The following is a 15,362-nucleotide window of genomic DNA, read 5'->3' as shown; positions in this document are numbered from 1 at the left end:
CCGGGGGGTTACCCACCGCCTCCGCCGGGCGGCTACCCGCCGCCCCCTCCGCCCGGGAGTGGTTACGCGCCTCCGCAATCGGGCGGTTTTGCGCCTCAGCAACCGGGCGGCTTCGGGACCTCACCGCAGGGCTACCCGCCCCAGTCGCCGTCCTACAACGTCGGCGACGGCCTCAGCTGGGCGTGGAACAAGTTCACCAAGAACGCCGTGCCGCTGATTGTCGCCGCGCTGGTGCTCGGGCTCATCGTGATCGGCCTGCAGGCACTGATCAACGTCGTTCAGGCGTTGGTCTCACCCGGTGACACGAGCTATGTGTCCGACAGCAACGGCTTCTCGTTCTCCTACACCGCGACGGGCCCGGCCGGGGTTCTGGTCGCGATCATCGGATGGTTCCTGTCGTTGATCGTGACGGCGGCGATTCAATCGGCGTTCCTGGGCGGCGTCCTCGACATCGCCAACGGGCAAGAGGTGTCCATCGGGTCGTTCTTCCGCCCCCGCAACATCGGCAACGTCATCATCGCGGGTCTGCTCGTCGGCATCATCACCACGATCGGCTTCGTGCTGTGCATTCTGCCCGGGCTCGCTGCGAGCATCTTCCTGATGTTCACCATCATCGCCGTGCTCGATCGCAACATGTCGCCGGTGGACGGGCTGAAGTCCAGTTTCCTGACCGGCAAAGCGAACTTCGGAGGTGTGCTGCTCACCTGGTTGGCGGCCGTCGTCCTGGTGCTCGTCGGCGCGGTGCTGTGCGGCGTCGGCCTCCTGGTGACCGTGCCGGTGACGGCGCTGCTGCTGGTGTACGCGTACCGGGTGATGAACGGCGGCCTCGTCGCGCCGGCCACGCCGTAGCAGCGGGCGGGCGGTCTTCTGCACGGGGCACCTGACCCGGGTCGGGTCGACCGGGCGTCACGCATCGGTACGGTGCCGTCGTCGTCCGCAGGAGGCCACGTGAGGAGTTCGTCGAGGAACGCCTACTCGTCCTGGACGGTGCGCGCGGTCGCCTGGGTCATCGACGTGGTCCCGGTGGTGATCGCCTGGACGCTGTGGGAGGTCGTGGCGCTGGGCACCGCCGGCCGGGACTGCGTGTCCTTCGACGGTGGCGGCCTGAGTTGTTCGGCGACCAGTTCCCGCGCGGCCGACATGCTCCTCGGGGCGGTCGCGGTGCTCACCGTGGGCTATCTGGTGTGGAACTTCGGTGTCCGTCAGGGCACGCGCGGGTCGAGCATCGGCAAGTCGCTGATGAAGTTCACGGTGGTGGGTGAACGGACGTCGCAGCCCATCGGGGTCGGACGATCGGTGCTCCGCCAGCTGCTCCACGTGGTCGACGCCGTCCCCTGCTTCGCGGGGTACGCCCTGCCGCTGGTCGACACCAGGCGCCAGACGCTGGCGGACAAGGTGATGTCCACGGTGTGTGTGCCGGTCGCACCGCAGGCAGCGGATCGCCGGTGATCCGGCCCTGCGGGTGCCGCGGTTGCCCACCGCCGCCCGGTTCCGCGCCGGGCCGTCCCGGCTACCCTGATCGACCATGAGTGAGAAGCGCAGTGCAGGCGACCACTACCGCGCCTACGGTCCGGCCACCAAGGCCATCCACGCCGGGTATCGGCCGGATCCCGCCACCGGTGTGGTCAACGCCCCGATCTACGCGAGTTCGACGTTCGCCCAGGACGGCGTGGGCGGGCTGCGCGGCGGCTTCGAGTATGCGCGCACCGGCAATCCCACCCGCGCCGCGCTGGAGACGTCGCTGGCCGCGGTCGAACTCGCCGACTACGCCCGGGCGTTCAGTTCCGGGATGGCGGCCACCGACTGCGCACTGCGAGCGGTGCTGCGGCCGGGAGACCACGTCGTCATTCCCGACGACGCGTACGGCGGCACGTTCCGGCTGATCGACAAGGTGTTCACCCAGTGGGGGATCAGCTACACCGCGGTGGCGCTGTCGGACCTGGACGCGGTGCGTCAGGCCGTCACCCCCAGCACGAAGCTGATCTGGGTGGAGACCCCGACCAACCCGCTGCTGACGATCGCCGACATCGCGGGCATCTGCGCGGTGGCATCGGAGGCCGGCAAGGGCGAGGTGAAAGTGTTGGTGGACAACACCTTCGCCTCACCTGCGCTGCAGCAGCCGTTGCCCCTGGGTGCCGACATCGTGTTGCACTCGACCACCAAGTACATCGGCGGGCATTCCGATGTGGTCGGCGGAGCCCTGCTGACCAACGATGAAGCGCTCGACGACGCGTTCGCGTTCCTGCAGAACGGCGCGGGCGCGGTGCCCGGTCCCTTCGACGCCTATCTGACGATGCGTGGACTCAAGACACTGCCGCTGCGGATGCAGCGGCACAGCGACAACGCCGCGGCCATCGTCGAATTCCTGCAGGGCCACGCCGCCATCGACACCGTGCTCTACCCGGGGCTGGCGTCGCACCCGAACCATGAGGTGGCCGCGCGGCAGATGAGCGGGTTCGGCGGCATGGTGTCGGTCCGGCTGCGCGGGGGTCCCCAGGCAGCGCGCGACTTCTGCGCCCACACCGAGATCTTCATCCTCGCCGAGTCGCTGGGCGGCGTCGAATCGCTCATCGAGTACCCCGGCGCCATGACACACGCCTCGACGGCGGGCTCGCAACTCGAGGTGCCCGACGATTTGGTGCGGCTCTCGGTCGGCATCGAGGACGTCGCCGACCTGCTCGGCGACATCGAGCAGGCGCTGGCCGCGCTGGCCTAGGGGTCCCGGCGGTCCAGCCCGAGGGCTGTCGGCACCCAAGCGGGCTGTCGGCAGCCAGGGGTCCGTCAGGTCAGCCGGGCCAGCGCCTGGCGAACGGCCGCCGCGGTCACCGCCAGGTTGACCTCCGCCACCGTCGTCGGGGATTCGTCGACCCAGCTGCCGCCGGCGATCTCCCCGGCGCGGGCGTGCACCCACCGCCAGCCGCGGTCGTTGAGACTGAGCAGCGTGCCCAGCCCGTCCACGGCGTGCAACAGCGTGATGACCGCCGCGGTCACCGGGGCCGGCGGGGTGCGGTCGAACAGCGCGCTCAGTACCGCCGTACGCGCCGGGCCCACCCGGTCGCGGGTGGTCAACGGCAGCGTGTGACCGCGGCGGAGCGCGCTTCCGGTGTCGACGCGGCGGATGTGGCCCAGCTGCTCGAGGTGGATGATCAACCGGTCCTCGCTGTGTCGGCCCAGCTTCTTGATCGCGGTGTCGGGCCGCAGCGCCCGGGCGGCCAGCAGCTCGCGTCCCGGCCGGGTCACCGGGTCGAGCGGCGTCGCCGAGGCCAGCGCGACCAGCCGGCCGTCCGGAACCGGGTCACCGGGGACCGCTGGGCGGACATGTCCGGCATGCGCGAGATCGAGCAGAACGGCCGCGCCGAGGACGTGGTCACGGCGCGGCCGGTCCAGGCTCGGCTGCGCCGACGCGTTGTCCAGCAGCAGAAGGAAGAGATCTTCGGCGATGTGCCCCATGACGTGTAGGTCAGTCGCTGAGCAGGCCGGGCGCCGGCGGCCCGGGGGAGCCCGGTCAGCCGGCCCGGGTGACCGGCCCGATCAGCCGGCCGGATCAGCCGGCCCGATCAGCCAGCCCGATCAGCCGTGGTAGGGCTCGGCGCTGACCAGCGTCACCTTGACGGTGTTGCCGTTGGGGACGGTGTAGGACCGCGATTCGCCGACCTTCGCGTCGATCAGGGCTCCACCGAGCGGCGAGTTGGGGGAGTAGACCTCCAGCTTGCCGTCGCTGACACCTTCCTGGCGGGTGGCGATCAGGAACGTCTCGGAGTCGGACTCGTCGTCGTCGTAGTAGACCTTGACCACCGAACCGGGCAGCGCGACGCCGGACTGGCTCGGCGCCTCGCCGACCTTGGCGTTGTTGAGCAACTCCTGCAGCTGGCGGATGCGGGCCTCCTGCTGGCCCTGCTCTTCGCGGGCGGCATGGTAACCGCCGTTCTCGCGCAGGTCACCCTCCTCGCGCCGGTCGTTGATCTCGGCGGCGATGACCGGGCGGTTGGCGATCAGCTGGTCCAGCTCGGCCTTGAGGCGGTCGTAGGACTCTTCGGTCAGCCAGGTCACCTGGGTGTCGGTCATGTCGTCGCGCTCCTGTCGTTGTTGCTTCCGCGCCTGTCGCGTAAGAAGGTCGTGACACGGCACCGGGAGCTGTCGTACGTGTATTGCCGCCACAGTCGCGTTCAACCAGAGCTCAGGCTCCGGCTGAGGACCCAATATGCAGCAATACACGGCTCCAGCAGGAACCGTGTATCGATCCATGATAGCACCGGGGGGATACCCGGACGTCACGATTTCGCTGTCGGCAGTTGGCCGGGTATCTGCTGTGTCAGCCGCCGACCAGGTAGGACGGCACCTCGGTGCCGCACCCGTAGACGTCCCCGACGACGGCCGGAGCGCTGGTTTTGACCAAGGTCGTCACCTGCACCGTCGACTCCTCGGCTGGCGGGACGAGCAGTTCGCGTCGTCCGGTCTCGGTCCCGTCGTAGGAGCGGGCCCGCACGATGCACACCACCGGCCGCGACGGGTCCTCGCGAGTCACGCTCATCGTGACCTCGATGGTCTGATCGTCGAGAACTCGGTAGCCGCCGAGTTCGCCCTCCACCTCGGCGGACCCCAACCGGCTGAACGCCACCGCCGCGATCGCCACCCCGAGCACCACGACGAGCACGGTCAGCCCGATGGCGATCCAGCGCCGGGTGCGCCGGTCGAGGCGCTGACGCCCGTAGCGGGCTTCGGGACGTTCGATCATCTCGTTTTGCATGCCCGTCGGTCGGATGGGTGTACTAGGACTGGAACTATAAATCCAGTTGGCGCGGTTGCACCGTAGCGTGATTTCCAGCGCGACTGTCCTGCCAGGTGAACAGCTAAGAGGGAACAGGTTGACCGAACTGCGGTTGATGGCCGTACACGCGCACCCGGACGACGAGTCCAGCAAGGGCGCGGCGACGATGGCGCGCTACGTCGACGAGGGCGTGCGCGTCATGGTCGTCACACTGACCGGCGGCGAGCGTGGCGACATCCTCAACAAGGCGATGGACATCCCCGAGGTGCATGGCCGGATGCCGCAGATCCGTCGGGACGAGATGGCCAAGGCCGCCTCCATCCTGGGGGTGGAGCACCACTGGCTCGGTTTCGTCGACTCGGGGTTGCCCGAGGGTGACCCGCTGCCGCCGCTGCCGGAGGGCTGTTTCGCCCTCGAGCCGCTGGAGGTGCCGACCGAGGCGCTCGTGCAGGTGATCCGGGATTTCAAGCCGCACGTGATGACGACCTACGACGAGAACGGCGGCTATCCCCACCCCGACCACATCCGGTGCCACCAGGTGTCGGTCGCCGCCTACGAGGCGGCCGCCGACCACCGGCTGTATCCCACTGCCGGGGAGCCGTGGAACGTGCAGAAGCTGTACTACAACCACGGGTTCCTGCGTCAGCGCATGCAGGTGCTGCAGGACGAGTTCGTCCGTCACGGGCAGGAGGGACCGTTCGCCAAGTGGCTGGAGAAGTGGGATCCGGATGACGATCTGCTCGGCAAGCGGGTGACCACACGCATCGAATGTGCCAAGTACTTCGCCCAGCGCGATGAAGCGCTGCTGGCTCATGCCACCCAGATCGACCCGAACAGCTTCTTCTTCACCACCCCGCTGGAATGGCAGCATCGACTGTGGCCGACCGAGGAGTTCGAGTTGGCGCGGTCGCGGGTGCCGGTACGGCTGCCCGAGACCGATCTGTTCGCCGGAATCGAGGGACGGTGACGAAGAGCTGTGAGTGACCTGTTGACGCTGGGCGTCGAGCTGACGACCGGTCTGTTGGCCCAGGACGGACCGCGCCAGACCGGGCCGGATTTCGGCAAAGCCAGCCCGGTCGGCCTCATCGTGGTGATCCTGCTGCTGATCAGCGTCTTCCTGTTGGTGTGGTCGATGAACAAGCACCTGCGCCGGCTGCCGAAGTCCTTCGGTGACGATGATCCGCAGAACACCGGGTCGGCTGAGGACTCCAACCGCGACCCGCACTGAGGCCGATGTCCAACGCCCTGGCTTCGGCGACCAGTCCCTACCTGCGCCAACACGCCGAGAACCCGGTGCATTGGCAGGAGTGGTCCGGTGCGGCGCTGGCCGAGGCAGCCCGGCGCGACGTGCCGATCCTGCTGTCCGTCGGTTACGCGGCGTGTCACTGGTGTCATGTGATGGCGCACGAGTCCCTCGAGGACACCGAGGTGGCCGAAGCGATGAATGCGCAGTTCGTCTGCATCAAGGTCGATCGCGAGGAACGCCCCGATCTCGACGCGGTGTACATGAACGCCACGGTGGCGTTGACCGGTCAGGGCGGCTGGCCGATGACCTGTTTCCTCACCCCGGATGGTCGGCCCTTCTTCTGCGGCACCTATTACCCGAAGCCGGCCTTCCTGGAGCTGCTGGCCGCGGTGGCGCAGACGTGGCGCACCCGCCGGTCCGAGGTCGAACAGGCCGGCGACCACATCAGTGCCGAACTGCGAGCCATGGCTTCCGGACTTCCGGGTGGAGGCCCGCCGGTCGAGCCGCAGCTGTGTGACCGGGCCGTCGCGGCGGTGCTCGCCGACGAGGACACCGTCCATGGTGGTTTCGGCGCGGCCCCCAAGTTCCCACCCTCGGCCCTGCTGGAAGCGTTGCTGCGCAACCACGAACGCACTGCAGACCCCGCTCCGCTGGCCGCGGTGCAGCGCACCTGTTCGGCGATGGCCCGCGGTGGTCTCTACGACCAGTTGGCCGGCGGCTTCGCCCGCTACAGCGTCGACGCCGCCTGGGTGGTGCCGCACTTCGAGAAGATGCTCTACGACAACGCCCAGCTGTTGCGGGTCTACGCGCACTGGGCGCGTCGTAGCGGTGACCCGTTTGCGCATCGGATCGCCAGGGAGACAGCATGTTTCATGCTCGACGAGCTGCGCGCCGACGGCATGTTCGTGTCGTCGCTGGACGCCGACACCGCAGGGGTCGAAGGCCTGACGTACAGCTGGACCGTCGATCAGCTCCGCGAGATTCTGGGCGTCGACGACGGAGACTGGGCGGCAACGCTTTTCGGTGTGACATCCACGGGCACGTTCGAGCGCGGCGCGTCGGTGCTGCAGTTGCGCGGCGACCCCTCGGATCCGGTCCGATTCGACCGGGTGCGGGCGGCGCTGCTGGCGGCTCGGGCGCAGCGGCCGCAACCCGGCCGCGACGACAAGGTGGTGACGGCGTGGAACGGTCTGGCGATCACGGCTCTGGTGGAGGCTGGGTTCGCGTTGCGGCGCCCCTCTCTGCTGGCAGCGGCCGCCGAGTGCGCGCGCTCGGTGCTGGATCTGCATGTCGTCGGTGGGCGGCTGCGCCGCGCCAGCCTGGGCGGCGTGGTGGGCGCGAGCGCGGCCATCCTCGAAGACCACGCCGCGCTGGCCACCGGGCTGATGACGCTCTATCAGGCGCAGTCCGAACCCCATTGGCTCGACGAGGCGATGGCGCTGCTCGACGTCGCGCTCGACCACTTCGCCGATCCCGCCCGGGACGGTCGCTGGTTCGACGTCGCCGACGACGCCGAGCAGTTGGTGTCGCGGCCCGCCGACCCGCTCGACGGCGCCACCCCGGCCGGTGCGTCGCTGATGGCCGAGGCGCTGCAGATGGCGGCGCACCTGGCCCCGGGCGGGCCGGCCGAGAGGTACGCCGCGGCAGTGGAGGCCACCGTGGCCGGCGCGGCGGTGGTGCTCGACCGCGCTCCGCGCTCGGGCGGGCACTGGCTGGCTGTCGCCGAGGCAGCGGTGCGCGGGCCGATCCAGATCGCCGTCGCGTGCGACTCGGCCGACTCGGCGTTGCTGGCGGTCGCCCGGGCCGCTGCCCCCGGTGGGGCGGTGGTGATCGGCGGCCCGGCGGGATCCACCGAATTGCTGCGGGAGCGCCCCCGCGTCGGCGACGCGGACGCGGCATACATCTGCCGGGGACGGACCTGTGACCTCCCGGTCACCACCGCCGAGGATCTGGCTGCCGCGCTCGGAGGCTCCGTGTAGCGTGGCCGCACATGAGCTTCGAGCCCGATGTCCTGCAAGGTTTCGTCCAGCGCTACCTCGACACCGCCGCCCGTGGTAACGCCGACGACGTGGCCGCCCTCTACGCCGAGGACGCCACGCTCGAGGATCCCGTCGGCGGCGGCGAAGTGCACATCGGGCGTCAGGCCATCGCCGGGTTCTACAAGGTGATGGAAGGCGCGGAGGTCACGACCGAGCTGCTGTCGTTCCGTGCCGGCGGACACGAGGCGGCGTTCATGTTCGCCATCACCGTCGGAGGTGCGATGCGCATCGAACCCATCGAGGTGATGACGTTCGACGGCGACGGCATGATCACGTCGATGAAGGCCTACTGGGGCCCGCAGAACGTCACCCAGCTCTAGCGAATTCGGCGCGTTCCGCGCCACCGGCGGTGCTTCAGCGCGCCCGATTCGCTCAGAAGACGGCGAACCACATCGCGATGTAGTGGCAGATCGCCGCAACCGCGGTGCATGCGTGGAAGAACTCGTGATGCCCGAACGTGGTCGGCCACGGATTGGGCCACTTCAGGGCGTAGAGCACGCCGCCGATGCTGTACAGCGCTCCGCCGACGATCAGCAGCACCACCGCGGCCACCCCGGCGCCGTGGGTGATCGGACCGATGAACCACACCGCCACCCAGCCCAGCAGGATGTACAGCGGGACCCCCAGCCAGCGCGGCGACGACGGCCACAGCATCTTGAGCGCCACCCCGGCCAGCGCGCCGCCCCAGACGATCCAGAACAGCACCATTCCGTCGGTCTCGGGCAGCGCCAGCAACGCGAACGGGGTGTAGCTGCCCGCGATGAACACGAAGATCATCGAGTGGTCGGCGCGCTTCATCCAGGTGCGCGCCGTCGTCGAGGTCCAATGCACCCGGTGATAGGTGCCGCTGACGGTGAACATCGCCACGATGGTCAGCGTGTAGATCAGCGTGGCGATCCCGGCACGGAAAGACTCCAGCGACCACGACACCGCGACCAGCGTGGCGCCGCAGATGACCGAGATGACCGCGGCGTACACGTGAATCCAGCCGCGTAACCGTGGCTTGCCCAGGAATTGCGCAACGCCTTCGACGACCGCCTCGGGCAGATCCTCGGGCTCTCGCGGGGTATCGGCGGTACCCCGTGGATCGACAGATGTCGGCACGTCACCTCCGCTGACTGGCATTGGGTTTCCCCGCCTCACAGTAGTCTGGACCATCGTGGACCTCATTCCGCGGCGACTCAAGGAGCCGATGTACCGGCTCTACGAGATGCGGCTGCGTCAGGGGCTGGCACCAGCGAAATCCGAGCTGCCCCGCCACATTGCGGTGCTGTGTGACGGCAACCGGCGCTGGGCGCGTGAGCTCGGCCACAACGACGTCAGCTACGGCTACCGGGCCGGTGCACACAAGATCGCCGAGATGCTGCGCTGGTGTCACGAGGCGGGCATCGAGATGGCCACCGTGTACCTGTTGTCCACCGAGAACCTGCAGCGCGACCCGCAGGAACTGGCATCGCTGATCGAGATCATCACCGAGGTCGTCGAGGAGATCTGCGCCCCGGCGAACCAGTGGAGCGTGCGAACCATGGGTGATCTCGAGCTGCTCGGAGAGGAACCGGCCCGCCGGCTGCGTGACGCGGTGCAGTCCACCGACGGCAACGGCGGCGCCTTTCACGTCAACGTCGCCGTCGGGTACGGCGGCCGGCAGGAGATCGTCGACGCGGTCCGAGGGCTGCTGGCCAAGGAGCTGGCCAACGGCGTCTCCGGGGAGAAGCTGATCGAAGCCGTTACCGCCGAGGCCATCTCGGAGAACCTCTACACCTCGGGCCAGCCCGACCCGGACCTGGTCATCCGCACGTCGGGGGAGCAGCGGCTGTCCGGTTTCCTGCTGTGGCAGAGCGCCTACTCGGAGATGTGGTTCACCGAGGCGTACTGGCCGGAGTTCCGCCGGGTGGATTTCCTGCGAGCGCTGCGCGACTACAGCGCCAGGCATCGACGCTACGGGCGCTGAGGACGGCGGTCGTGGTCGCGCTCTCCGGATTGGTCTTCGCACTGAGCTGGTGGCTGGGGCTGTATCTGCTGGCGCGCGACCCCCGCAAGCCGGTCCTGGTGCTCGCCGCGGTCGGACTGACCAGCTTTGCGCTGGTGGTGGCGCTGGATGCGGTCCGGCTGGTGAGCCAGTCTGCGCTGCTGAGTCGTGTCGAGATCTATCTGGTCGCGCTGCCGGGCCTCGCGTGGCTCGCGGTACTGCTCGAACTGTCGCGCCCGCGCGACAGCTGGCGCGGCCGGGCCGGGCCCGCGGGGCTCGTCGCGGCCGTGGCCGCCGTGGCGGTGACGGGTGCCGCGCTCGCCGGCGACGTCGACGGCCCGTTGCGGCTCGGGCACTGGGTCATGTTCGCCGCACTGTCGGTACCGGTGCTGGCCGCGCTGATCCACGCCGTGGCCCGGCGTGCGCAGCCCCGCCCGGTGGTGGGCTTCGTCATCGTCGCGACGTTGTTCTTCGCGCTGGGCAACGCGATCCTGATCATCCCGCTCGGGCTGGTGCCCAGTTGGCTGGCGTTGGCCTCGACCGGCGTCGACATCGCACTGCTCGGGGTGGCGGTGGCCATTGGAGACGCCTTCGACGAGGGACATGCGCTGCGCAAGGACATGTTGCGGTCGTTCGCCGGGACGACGCTGGCCGCGGTGCTGTTCGGCGGGCAGGTGCTCATCGGGATCGCGGTGGCCGGGAGCAGCACCACGCTGACGGTGCTGCTGTTCACCAGCCTCGGTGTGGCGATCGCGATCAACGTGCTCGCCGATCCGCTGGCCGGGCTGCTCGACCGGCTCGCCTTCTCCCGCTCACCGGAACTGCGTGCCGACCGGGCGGCGTTGCGTGGCACCGAGGCGGCGTTGCCGCGGCGCTCAGCCAGCCCGCTGGACGACATGGACTCCGAGACCTTCGTCCGGGTCACCCGGCGCGCTCTCGGGCACTACGGCGATCTGTCCAAGCTGGTCGCCAGCCCGTTGACCGCACTGCCGGTGATCGACGAGCGGTTGGCCCGTCGCGGCGCGCCCGATCAGCCGCTGGAGCGGGCCAACGAGCTCAGGGCTCTGCTGGCCGAGCGGATCGCCGGCCTCAAGCCGCGCGACGGCGGTGAGTTCGGCACCACCGAACAGTGGCGGCACTACAACTCGCTGTACTTCCCGTACGTCGTCGGGGTGCGGGCCTACGCACAGAACGCGACAGCGGCCGGACTTGACCCGGTGGCCCGCCAGGCGTGGCAGTGGTTGGTCACCGACGTGCCGCAGCGGTCGCTGCACAACTGGCAGAACGCGGCCGCGCGGGTGATCGCCACGGACCTGCGCAGCAACCTCGTCTCCACCCGCTGAGTGCGGCCGAGGTGCCGCTGACCTGCGGTTGGCAGCAACTGGCAGCAGACGGTGTCGATCTGGCAGCGGTCTCGGCGAACCATCGCAGACATGACCGCCTTCACCACCGGTACCGTCCCGGTCTCCTCGGGCGCCGATGACCAACTCCTGCGATTCGCGCTGCGCGCCGACGCGACACTGTGCGCCGGGCTTGGCCTGTTCGTTGCGATGGCCGCCGACGCGCTGGCCCCGCTGACGGGGCTGACCGCGACCACCGGGTGGCTCTTCGGCGCCGCCCTGGTCGGCTACGGTGCACTGCTCTACACCGTCACCCGGGTGCGCGCCGTGCGCCGCGTCGGGCAGGCCGTGCTCGCCGGCAACGTCGCGTTCGCCGGTGGGGCCGCACTCGTGCTCGGCGCCGGCTGGTTGCCGCTGACCGGATTCGGCGTGGCCGCCGCAGCGGTGTTCGTCGTGCTCACGCTCGGCTTCGCCGGGTTGCAGTACCTCGGGGTGCGCCGTCTGGCGTGACCCCCTCATGACTGGTCCGGGGCCGGCCCGCAAGAGGTTACGGCGTCGGCCCCGGTACCGGTCCACCAGCAGATCGCACCCCGCGATCAGACCCCGCAACTCACATCCCGAAAGGAACCACCCGCATGACCGCCACCACCCACACCTCGCAATCCACCGACTCGCTGCTGCGCTTCGCCATGCGCGCCGACGCTGTGATCAGCGGCCTGACCGGCGTCGCGCTGCTGCTCCTGGCTCCTCGGGTCGCCGCGTGGTCGGGCACGACGCCGGCCGTCGAATACGCGACGGGCGCCTTCTTCGTGGTCTTCGGCATCGCGGTGCTGGCTCTGGCTGCGCGCCCGGCCGTTCGGACGTCCGGTGCGGTCCTGGCCGTCGGAAACGCACTGTTCAGCGTGCTCACCGTGGTGGTGGTGCTCGCCGATGTGTGGCCGCTGACCACGACCGGTGTGGTGCTGGTACTGGGCACCGGTGTCTACACGCTGGTCATGGCCGAATTGCAGTACCAGGGCGTGCGGCGGATCGCCAAGGCCTGACTGCAGACCGCCACGACCTGACCGTCGATGGCCGGCGCCTGACCACAGGCCGGCGGGGCCGGACTACAGCTTGCGCAGGCGTAGCCGGTTGATCGAGTGGTCGGCGTCCTTGCGCAGCACCAGCGTGGCGCGGGGCCGCGTCGGCAGGATGTTCTCGATCAGATTGGGCCGGTTGATCGAGTGCCAGATGTCGCGTGCGGCGAACATCGCCTGCTCATCCGACAGCGTCGAGTAGTGGTGGAAGTGCGAGGCCGGGTCGGCGAACGCGCCGGCGCGCATCGACAGGAACCGGGAGATGTACCACTCCTCGATGTCCTCGATGCGCGCGTCGACGTAGACCGAGAAGTCGAACAGGTCCGAGACCATCAGCGCGGGTCCGGTCTGCAGCACGTTGAGCCCCTCGAGGATCACGATGTCGGAGCGCTCGATGATCTGCTTCTCGCCGGGGACGATGTCGTACAGCAGGTGGGAGTAGACGGGTGCGCACACCGCGTCGGCGCCGGACTTGACGGCGGTGACGAAGCGCATCAGCGCCCGCCGGTCGTAGCTTTCCGGAAAACCCTTGCGATGCATGAGGTTGCGGCGTTGCAGCTCGGCGTTCGAGTAGAGGAAACCGTCGGTGGTCACCAGGTCGACGCGCGGGTGATGCTCCCAGCGGGCCAGCAGCGCCTGCAGCACACGCGCGGTGGTGGACTTGCCGACTGCGACGCTGCCGGCGACACCGATGACGAACGGCACCGGCCGGTCCGGGTTCTGCACCGGCTCGCCGAGGAACTCGGCGGTCGCGGCGAACAGCGCCTGGCGGGCCGCGACCTGCAGGTGGATCAGACGCGCGAGCGGCAGGTAGACCTCTTCGACCTCGAGCAGGTCGATCTTCTCGCCGAGGCCCCGCAGCTTGACCAGTTCGTCCTCGGTCAGTTTCAGCGGAGTGGACATTCGGAGTGCACGCCATTGCGTTCGGTCGAATTCCACGTAGGGGCTGGGTTCGCTCAGCCGCGCCATGCGCACAGTCTTGCAGCTACCGTGGGGCGGCATGGACCCTGGTATCCCTTCGCCAGCTCCGACCGGCCTGATCGAGGAGTACCTGAAACTCGGATTGCGCTTCGACCGGATCGAGGAAGGCTACGTCGACGCGTTCACCGGTGACCCCGCCCTGCGGCGCGGTGTGGCTGCCGAAGCGCGACCCGAGCCCGCCGAGCTGGTTCGCCAAGCCGAACGTCTGCAGGCTGAGCTGCCCGCCGGGCTCGACGAGCCGCGGGCAGCGTTCGTCGGTGCGCACCTGCGGGCGCTGGCCTGCGCCGCGCGCAAGTTCGCCGGTGAGCAGGTCGGGTTCGTCGACGAGGTCGAGGCGTATTTCGACGTGCGGATCGGCAAGGGCGACCCGGATCGCTACGCCCACGCCCACGCCCGGCTCGACGAGGCGCTCGGCGGCAGAGGACCGCTCGCCGAGCGGATCGCGGCCCACCGGTCTGCCGAGGAGATCCCGCCGGCACGGCTCGAAGAGTGCATCCACGCGTTCTCCAGCGCGCTGCGCGACCGGGTCCGGGCGACGTTCCCGCTGCCGGCCCGCGAGACCATCACCTACGAGGTGGTCACCGACAAGCCGTGGTCGGGATTCAACTACTACCTCGGCGACTACCGATCCACCGTCGCCGTCAACGCCGACCTCAAACAGCAGATGTCGAACCTGCCGAGGTTGGTGGCCCACGAGTCCTACCCCGGCCACCACACCGAGCACTGCCGCAAGGAAGCCGGGCTGGTCGAGGGCAGAGGGCAGGCCGAGCAGACGATCTTCCTGGTCAACACCCCGCAGTGCCTGATGGCCGAGGGGCTGGCCGACCTCGCGTTGTATGCCGCCGTGGGGCCGGGCTGGGGCGCGTGGGCGAGCGAGATCTACGCCGATCTGGGCCTGCGTTTCGACGGCCAGCGTGCCGAAGCGATCTCGGAGGCCACAGCCGCACTGGCCGATGTGCGCCAGGACGCCGCGCTGATGCTGCACGACGAGCACCGCGACGTCGACGAGGTGGTCGCGTTCCTCAAGAAGTGGCTGCTGGTCAACGACGAACGCGCACGGCAGATGCTGCGTTTCCTGTCCTCGCCGCTGTGGCGCGCCTACACCAGCACCTACGTCGAGGGTTACCGCCTGCTGCGGGGCTGGCTGGATGACAGGCCGGCCGGGGTCGACCTGACCGAACGGTTCACCAGGCTGCTCGACGAGCCGCTGATCCCGTCGTCGCTGCGGGCCGCCTGAGCTTTTCCGCGCCGAGACGACCGCGAACGTGCATTCCCTGTCGTGATGAGGCCAGCGTCGCTACCGTGTGTGCACTCTCGCGGCACGGGACTCCTCAACGCGGCTCCTCCGTCGCCGCTTGATCGTCGCCCCGACTAGGTCCGATGGTCGGGACTTCTCAACGCGGCTCCTCCGTCGCCGCTTGATCGTCGCCCCGACTAGGTCCGATGGTCGGGACTCCTCAACGCGGCTCCTCCGTCGCCGCTTGATCGTCGCCCCGACTAGGTCCGATGGTCGGGACTCCTCAACGCGGCTCCTCCGTCGCCGCTTGATCGTCGCCCCGACTAGGTCCGATGGTCGGGACTCCTCAACGCGGCTCCTCCGTCGCCGCTTGATCGTCGCCCCGACTAGGCTCGAGGGCATGAGTGCTGAGTCCATCACCGCCGGTCTGGGTGCCGAGTACGCCGCCACCGCGAGCGAGGCCTACCGGGCTGCGCTGCAGGTCATCGAGAGCGTGGAACCGCGTATCGCCGACGCGACCCGCAAAGAGCTTGCCGACCAACGCGACTCACTGAAGCTGATCGCCAGCGAGAACTACGCCTCACCGGCCGTGCTGCTGACGATGGGGACCTGGTTCTCGGACAAGTACGCCGAGGGCACCATCGGTCACCGCTTCTATGCGGCCTGCCAGAACGTCGATACCGTCGAAGCGCTGGCCGCCGAGCAT

At 69.2% G+C, this 15,362-nt stretch carries 17 protein-coding genes and 1 pseudogene; 13 read left to right on the top strand and 5 right to left on the bottom strand.

Translation table 11 applies throughout. From position 1 onward, the window contains the following. The 3 genes from J3476_RS27310 to J3476_RS27300 all read left to right on the top strand — a co-directional run. On the top strand, positions 1-849 hold an 849-nt coding region (locus tag J3476_RS27310; RefSeq protein ID WP_207069393.1), incomplete at its 5' end, for a hypothetical protein. Positions 850-921: 72 nt separating this feature from the next. After that, positions 922-1,449, top strand: coding sequence for an RDD family protein (locus J3476_RS27305; RefSeq protein WP_373889147.1), 528 nt, complete (start codon positions 922-924; stop codon positions 1,447-1,449). A gap of 76 nt (positions 1,450-1,525) precedes the next feature. After that, entirely contained in the window at positions 1,526-2,716 is a 1,191-nt protein-coding gene (locus J3476_RS27300) for a cystathionine gamma-synthase (protein ID WP_207069391.1), read from the top strand. Between the two features lie 65 nt (positions 2,717-2,781). On the opposite strand, the gene J3476_RS27295 is transcribed toward J3476_RS27300, so the two are convergent. From J3476_RS27295 to J3476_RS27285, 3 genes are all read right to left on the bottom strand, one after another. Beyond that, positions 2,782-3,450 carry a GPP34 family phosphoprotein gene (locus J3476_RS27295; RefSeq protein ID WP_207069390.1) on the bottom strand — a complete coding sequence of 223 codons (669 nt, stop codon included), beginning with the start codon at positions 3,448-3,450 and terminating at the stop codon, positions 2,782-2,784. A 120-nt stretch (positions 3,451-3,570) separates the two neighbouring features. Beyond that, on the bottom strand, positions 3,571-4,065 hold the full coding sequence (gene greA / locus J3476_RS27290) for a transcription elongation factor GreA (RefSeq protein WP_152518341.1): 495 nt from the start codon (positions 4,063-4,065) through the stop codon (positions 3,571-3,573). 247 nt (positions 4,066-4,312) lie between these two features. Beyond that, positions 4,313-4,735 carry a DUF4307 domain-containing protein gene (locus J3476_RS27285; RefSeq protein ID WP_173012090.1) on the bottom strand — a complete coding sequence of 141 codons (423 nt, stop codon included), beginning with the start codon at positions 4,733-4,735 and terminating at the stop codon, positions 4,313-4,315. A gap of 130 nt (positions 4,736-4,865) precedes the next feature. On the opposite strand from J3476_RS27285, the gene mca reads away from it, so the two are divergent. Genes mca through J3476_RS27265 form a run of 4 tightly spaced genes read left to right on the top strand, consistent with a single transcriptional unit; the run spans position 4,866 to position 8,373 of the window. Further along, a complete protein-coding gene (mca, locus tag J3476_RS27280) occupies positions 4,866-5,735 on the top strand; it encodes a mycothiol conjugate amidase Mca (RefSeq protein WP_152518339.1) in 870 nt (289 codons plus the stop codon). Positions 5,736-5,744: 9 nt separating this feature from the next. Next, positions 5,745-5,996 (top strand): hypothetical protein, encoded by a 252-nt coding sequence (locus J3476_RS27275; RefSeq protein WP_152518338.1) that lies wholly within the window; start codon positions 5,745-5,747, stop codon positions 5,994-5,996. Positions 5,997-6,001: 5 nt separating this feature from the next. After that, a complete protein-coding gene (locus J3476_RS27270; RefSeq protein ID WP_207069389.1) occupies positions 6,002-7,993 on the top strand; it encodes a thioredoxin domain-containing protein in 1,992 nt (663 codons plus the stop codon). 11 nt (positions 7,994-8,004) lie between these two features. After that, entirely contained in the window at positions 8,005-8,373 is a 369-nt protein-coding gene (locus J3476_RS27265) for a nuclear transport factor 2 family protein (protein ID WP_152518336.1), read from the top strand. Between the two features lie 52 nt (positions 8,374-8,425). Here J3476_RS27265 and J3476_RS27260 read toward each other — a convergent pair whose 3' ends face one another. Further along, on the bottom strand, positions 8,426-9,157 hold the full coding sequence (locus tag J3476_RS27260; protein ID WP_373889145.1) for a hemolysin III family protein: 732 nt from the start codon (positions 9,155-9,157) through the stop codon (positions 8,426-8,428). A gap of 55 nt (positions 9,158-9,212) precedes the next feature. Between J3476_RS27260 and J3476_RS27255 the strand changes: the two genes are divergently transcribed. The 4 genes from J3476_RS27255 to J3476_RS27240 all read left to right on the top strand — a co-directional run bounded on the left by J3476_RS27255 (position 9,213) and on the right by J3476_RS27240 (position 12,405). Next, entirely contained in the window at positions 9,213-10,004 is a 792-nt protein-coding gene (locus tag J3476_RS27255; protein WP_207069387.1) for a (2Z,6E)-farnesyl diphosphate synthase, read from the top strand. Positions 10,005-10,015: 11 nt separating this feature from the next. Then, a complete protein-coding gene (locus tag J3476_RS27250; RefSeq protein ID WP_207069386.1) occupies positions 10,016-11,365 on the top strand; it encodes a hypothetical protein in 1,350 nt (449 codons plus the stop codon). Positions 11,366-11,455: 90 nt separating this feature from the next. Further along, positions 11,456-11,872 carry a hypothetical protein gene (locus J3476_RS27245; RefSeq protein ID WP_207069385.1) on the top strand — a complete coding sequence of 139 codons (417 nt, stop codon included), beginning with the start codon at positions 11,456-11,458 and terminating at the stop codon, positions 11,870-11,872. Positions 11,873-11,997: 125 nt separating this feature from the next. Next, positions 11,998-12,405 (top strand): hypothetical protein, encoded by a 408-nt coding sequence (locus J3476_RS27240; protein WP_207069384.1) that lies wholly within the window; start codon positions 11,998-12,000, stop codon positions 12,403-12,405. A gap of 63 nt (positions 12,406-12,468) precedes the next feature. On the opposite strand, the gene coaA is transcribed toward J3476_RS27240, so the two are convergent. Then, positions 12,469-13,407 carry a type I pantothenate kinase gene (coaA, locus tag J3476_RS27235; protein ID WP_152518330.1) on the bottom strand — a complete coding sequence of 313 codons (939 nt, stop codon included), beginning with the start codon at positions 13,405-13,407 and terminating at the stop codon, positions 12,469-12,471. Positions 13,408-13,438: 31 nt separating this feature from the next. Here coaA and J3476_RS27230 point away from each other — a divergent pair, with 31 nt between their 5' ends. Both J3476_RS27230 and J3476_RS27225 read left to right on the top strand, forming a co-directional pair. Further along, a complete protein-coding gene (locus J3476_RS27230) occupies positions 13,439-14,656 on the top strand; it encodes a DUF885 domain-containing protein (RefSeq protein WP_207069383.1) in 1,218 nt (405 codons plus the stop codon). 400 nt (positions 14,657-15,056) lie between these two features. After that, positions 15,057-15,362: pseudogene (locus tag J3476_RS27225) on the top strand (glycine hydroxymethyltransferase); the annotation flags it as partial.

The organism is Mycobacterium sp. PO1 (assembly GCF_017312405.1).
In the GTDB taxonomy this organism is placed as follows: domain Bacteria; phylum Actinomycetota; class Actinomycetes; order Mycobacteriales; family Mycobacteriaceae; genus Mycobacterium.
The sequence above is the reverse complement of the archived record's forward strand: the minus strand, read 5'-3'. Positions and strand labels throughout refer to the sequence as shown.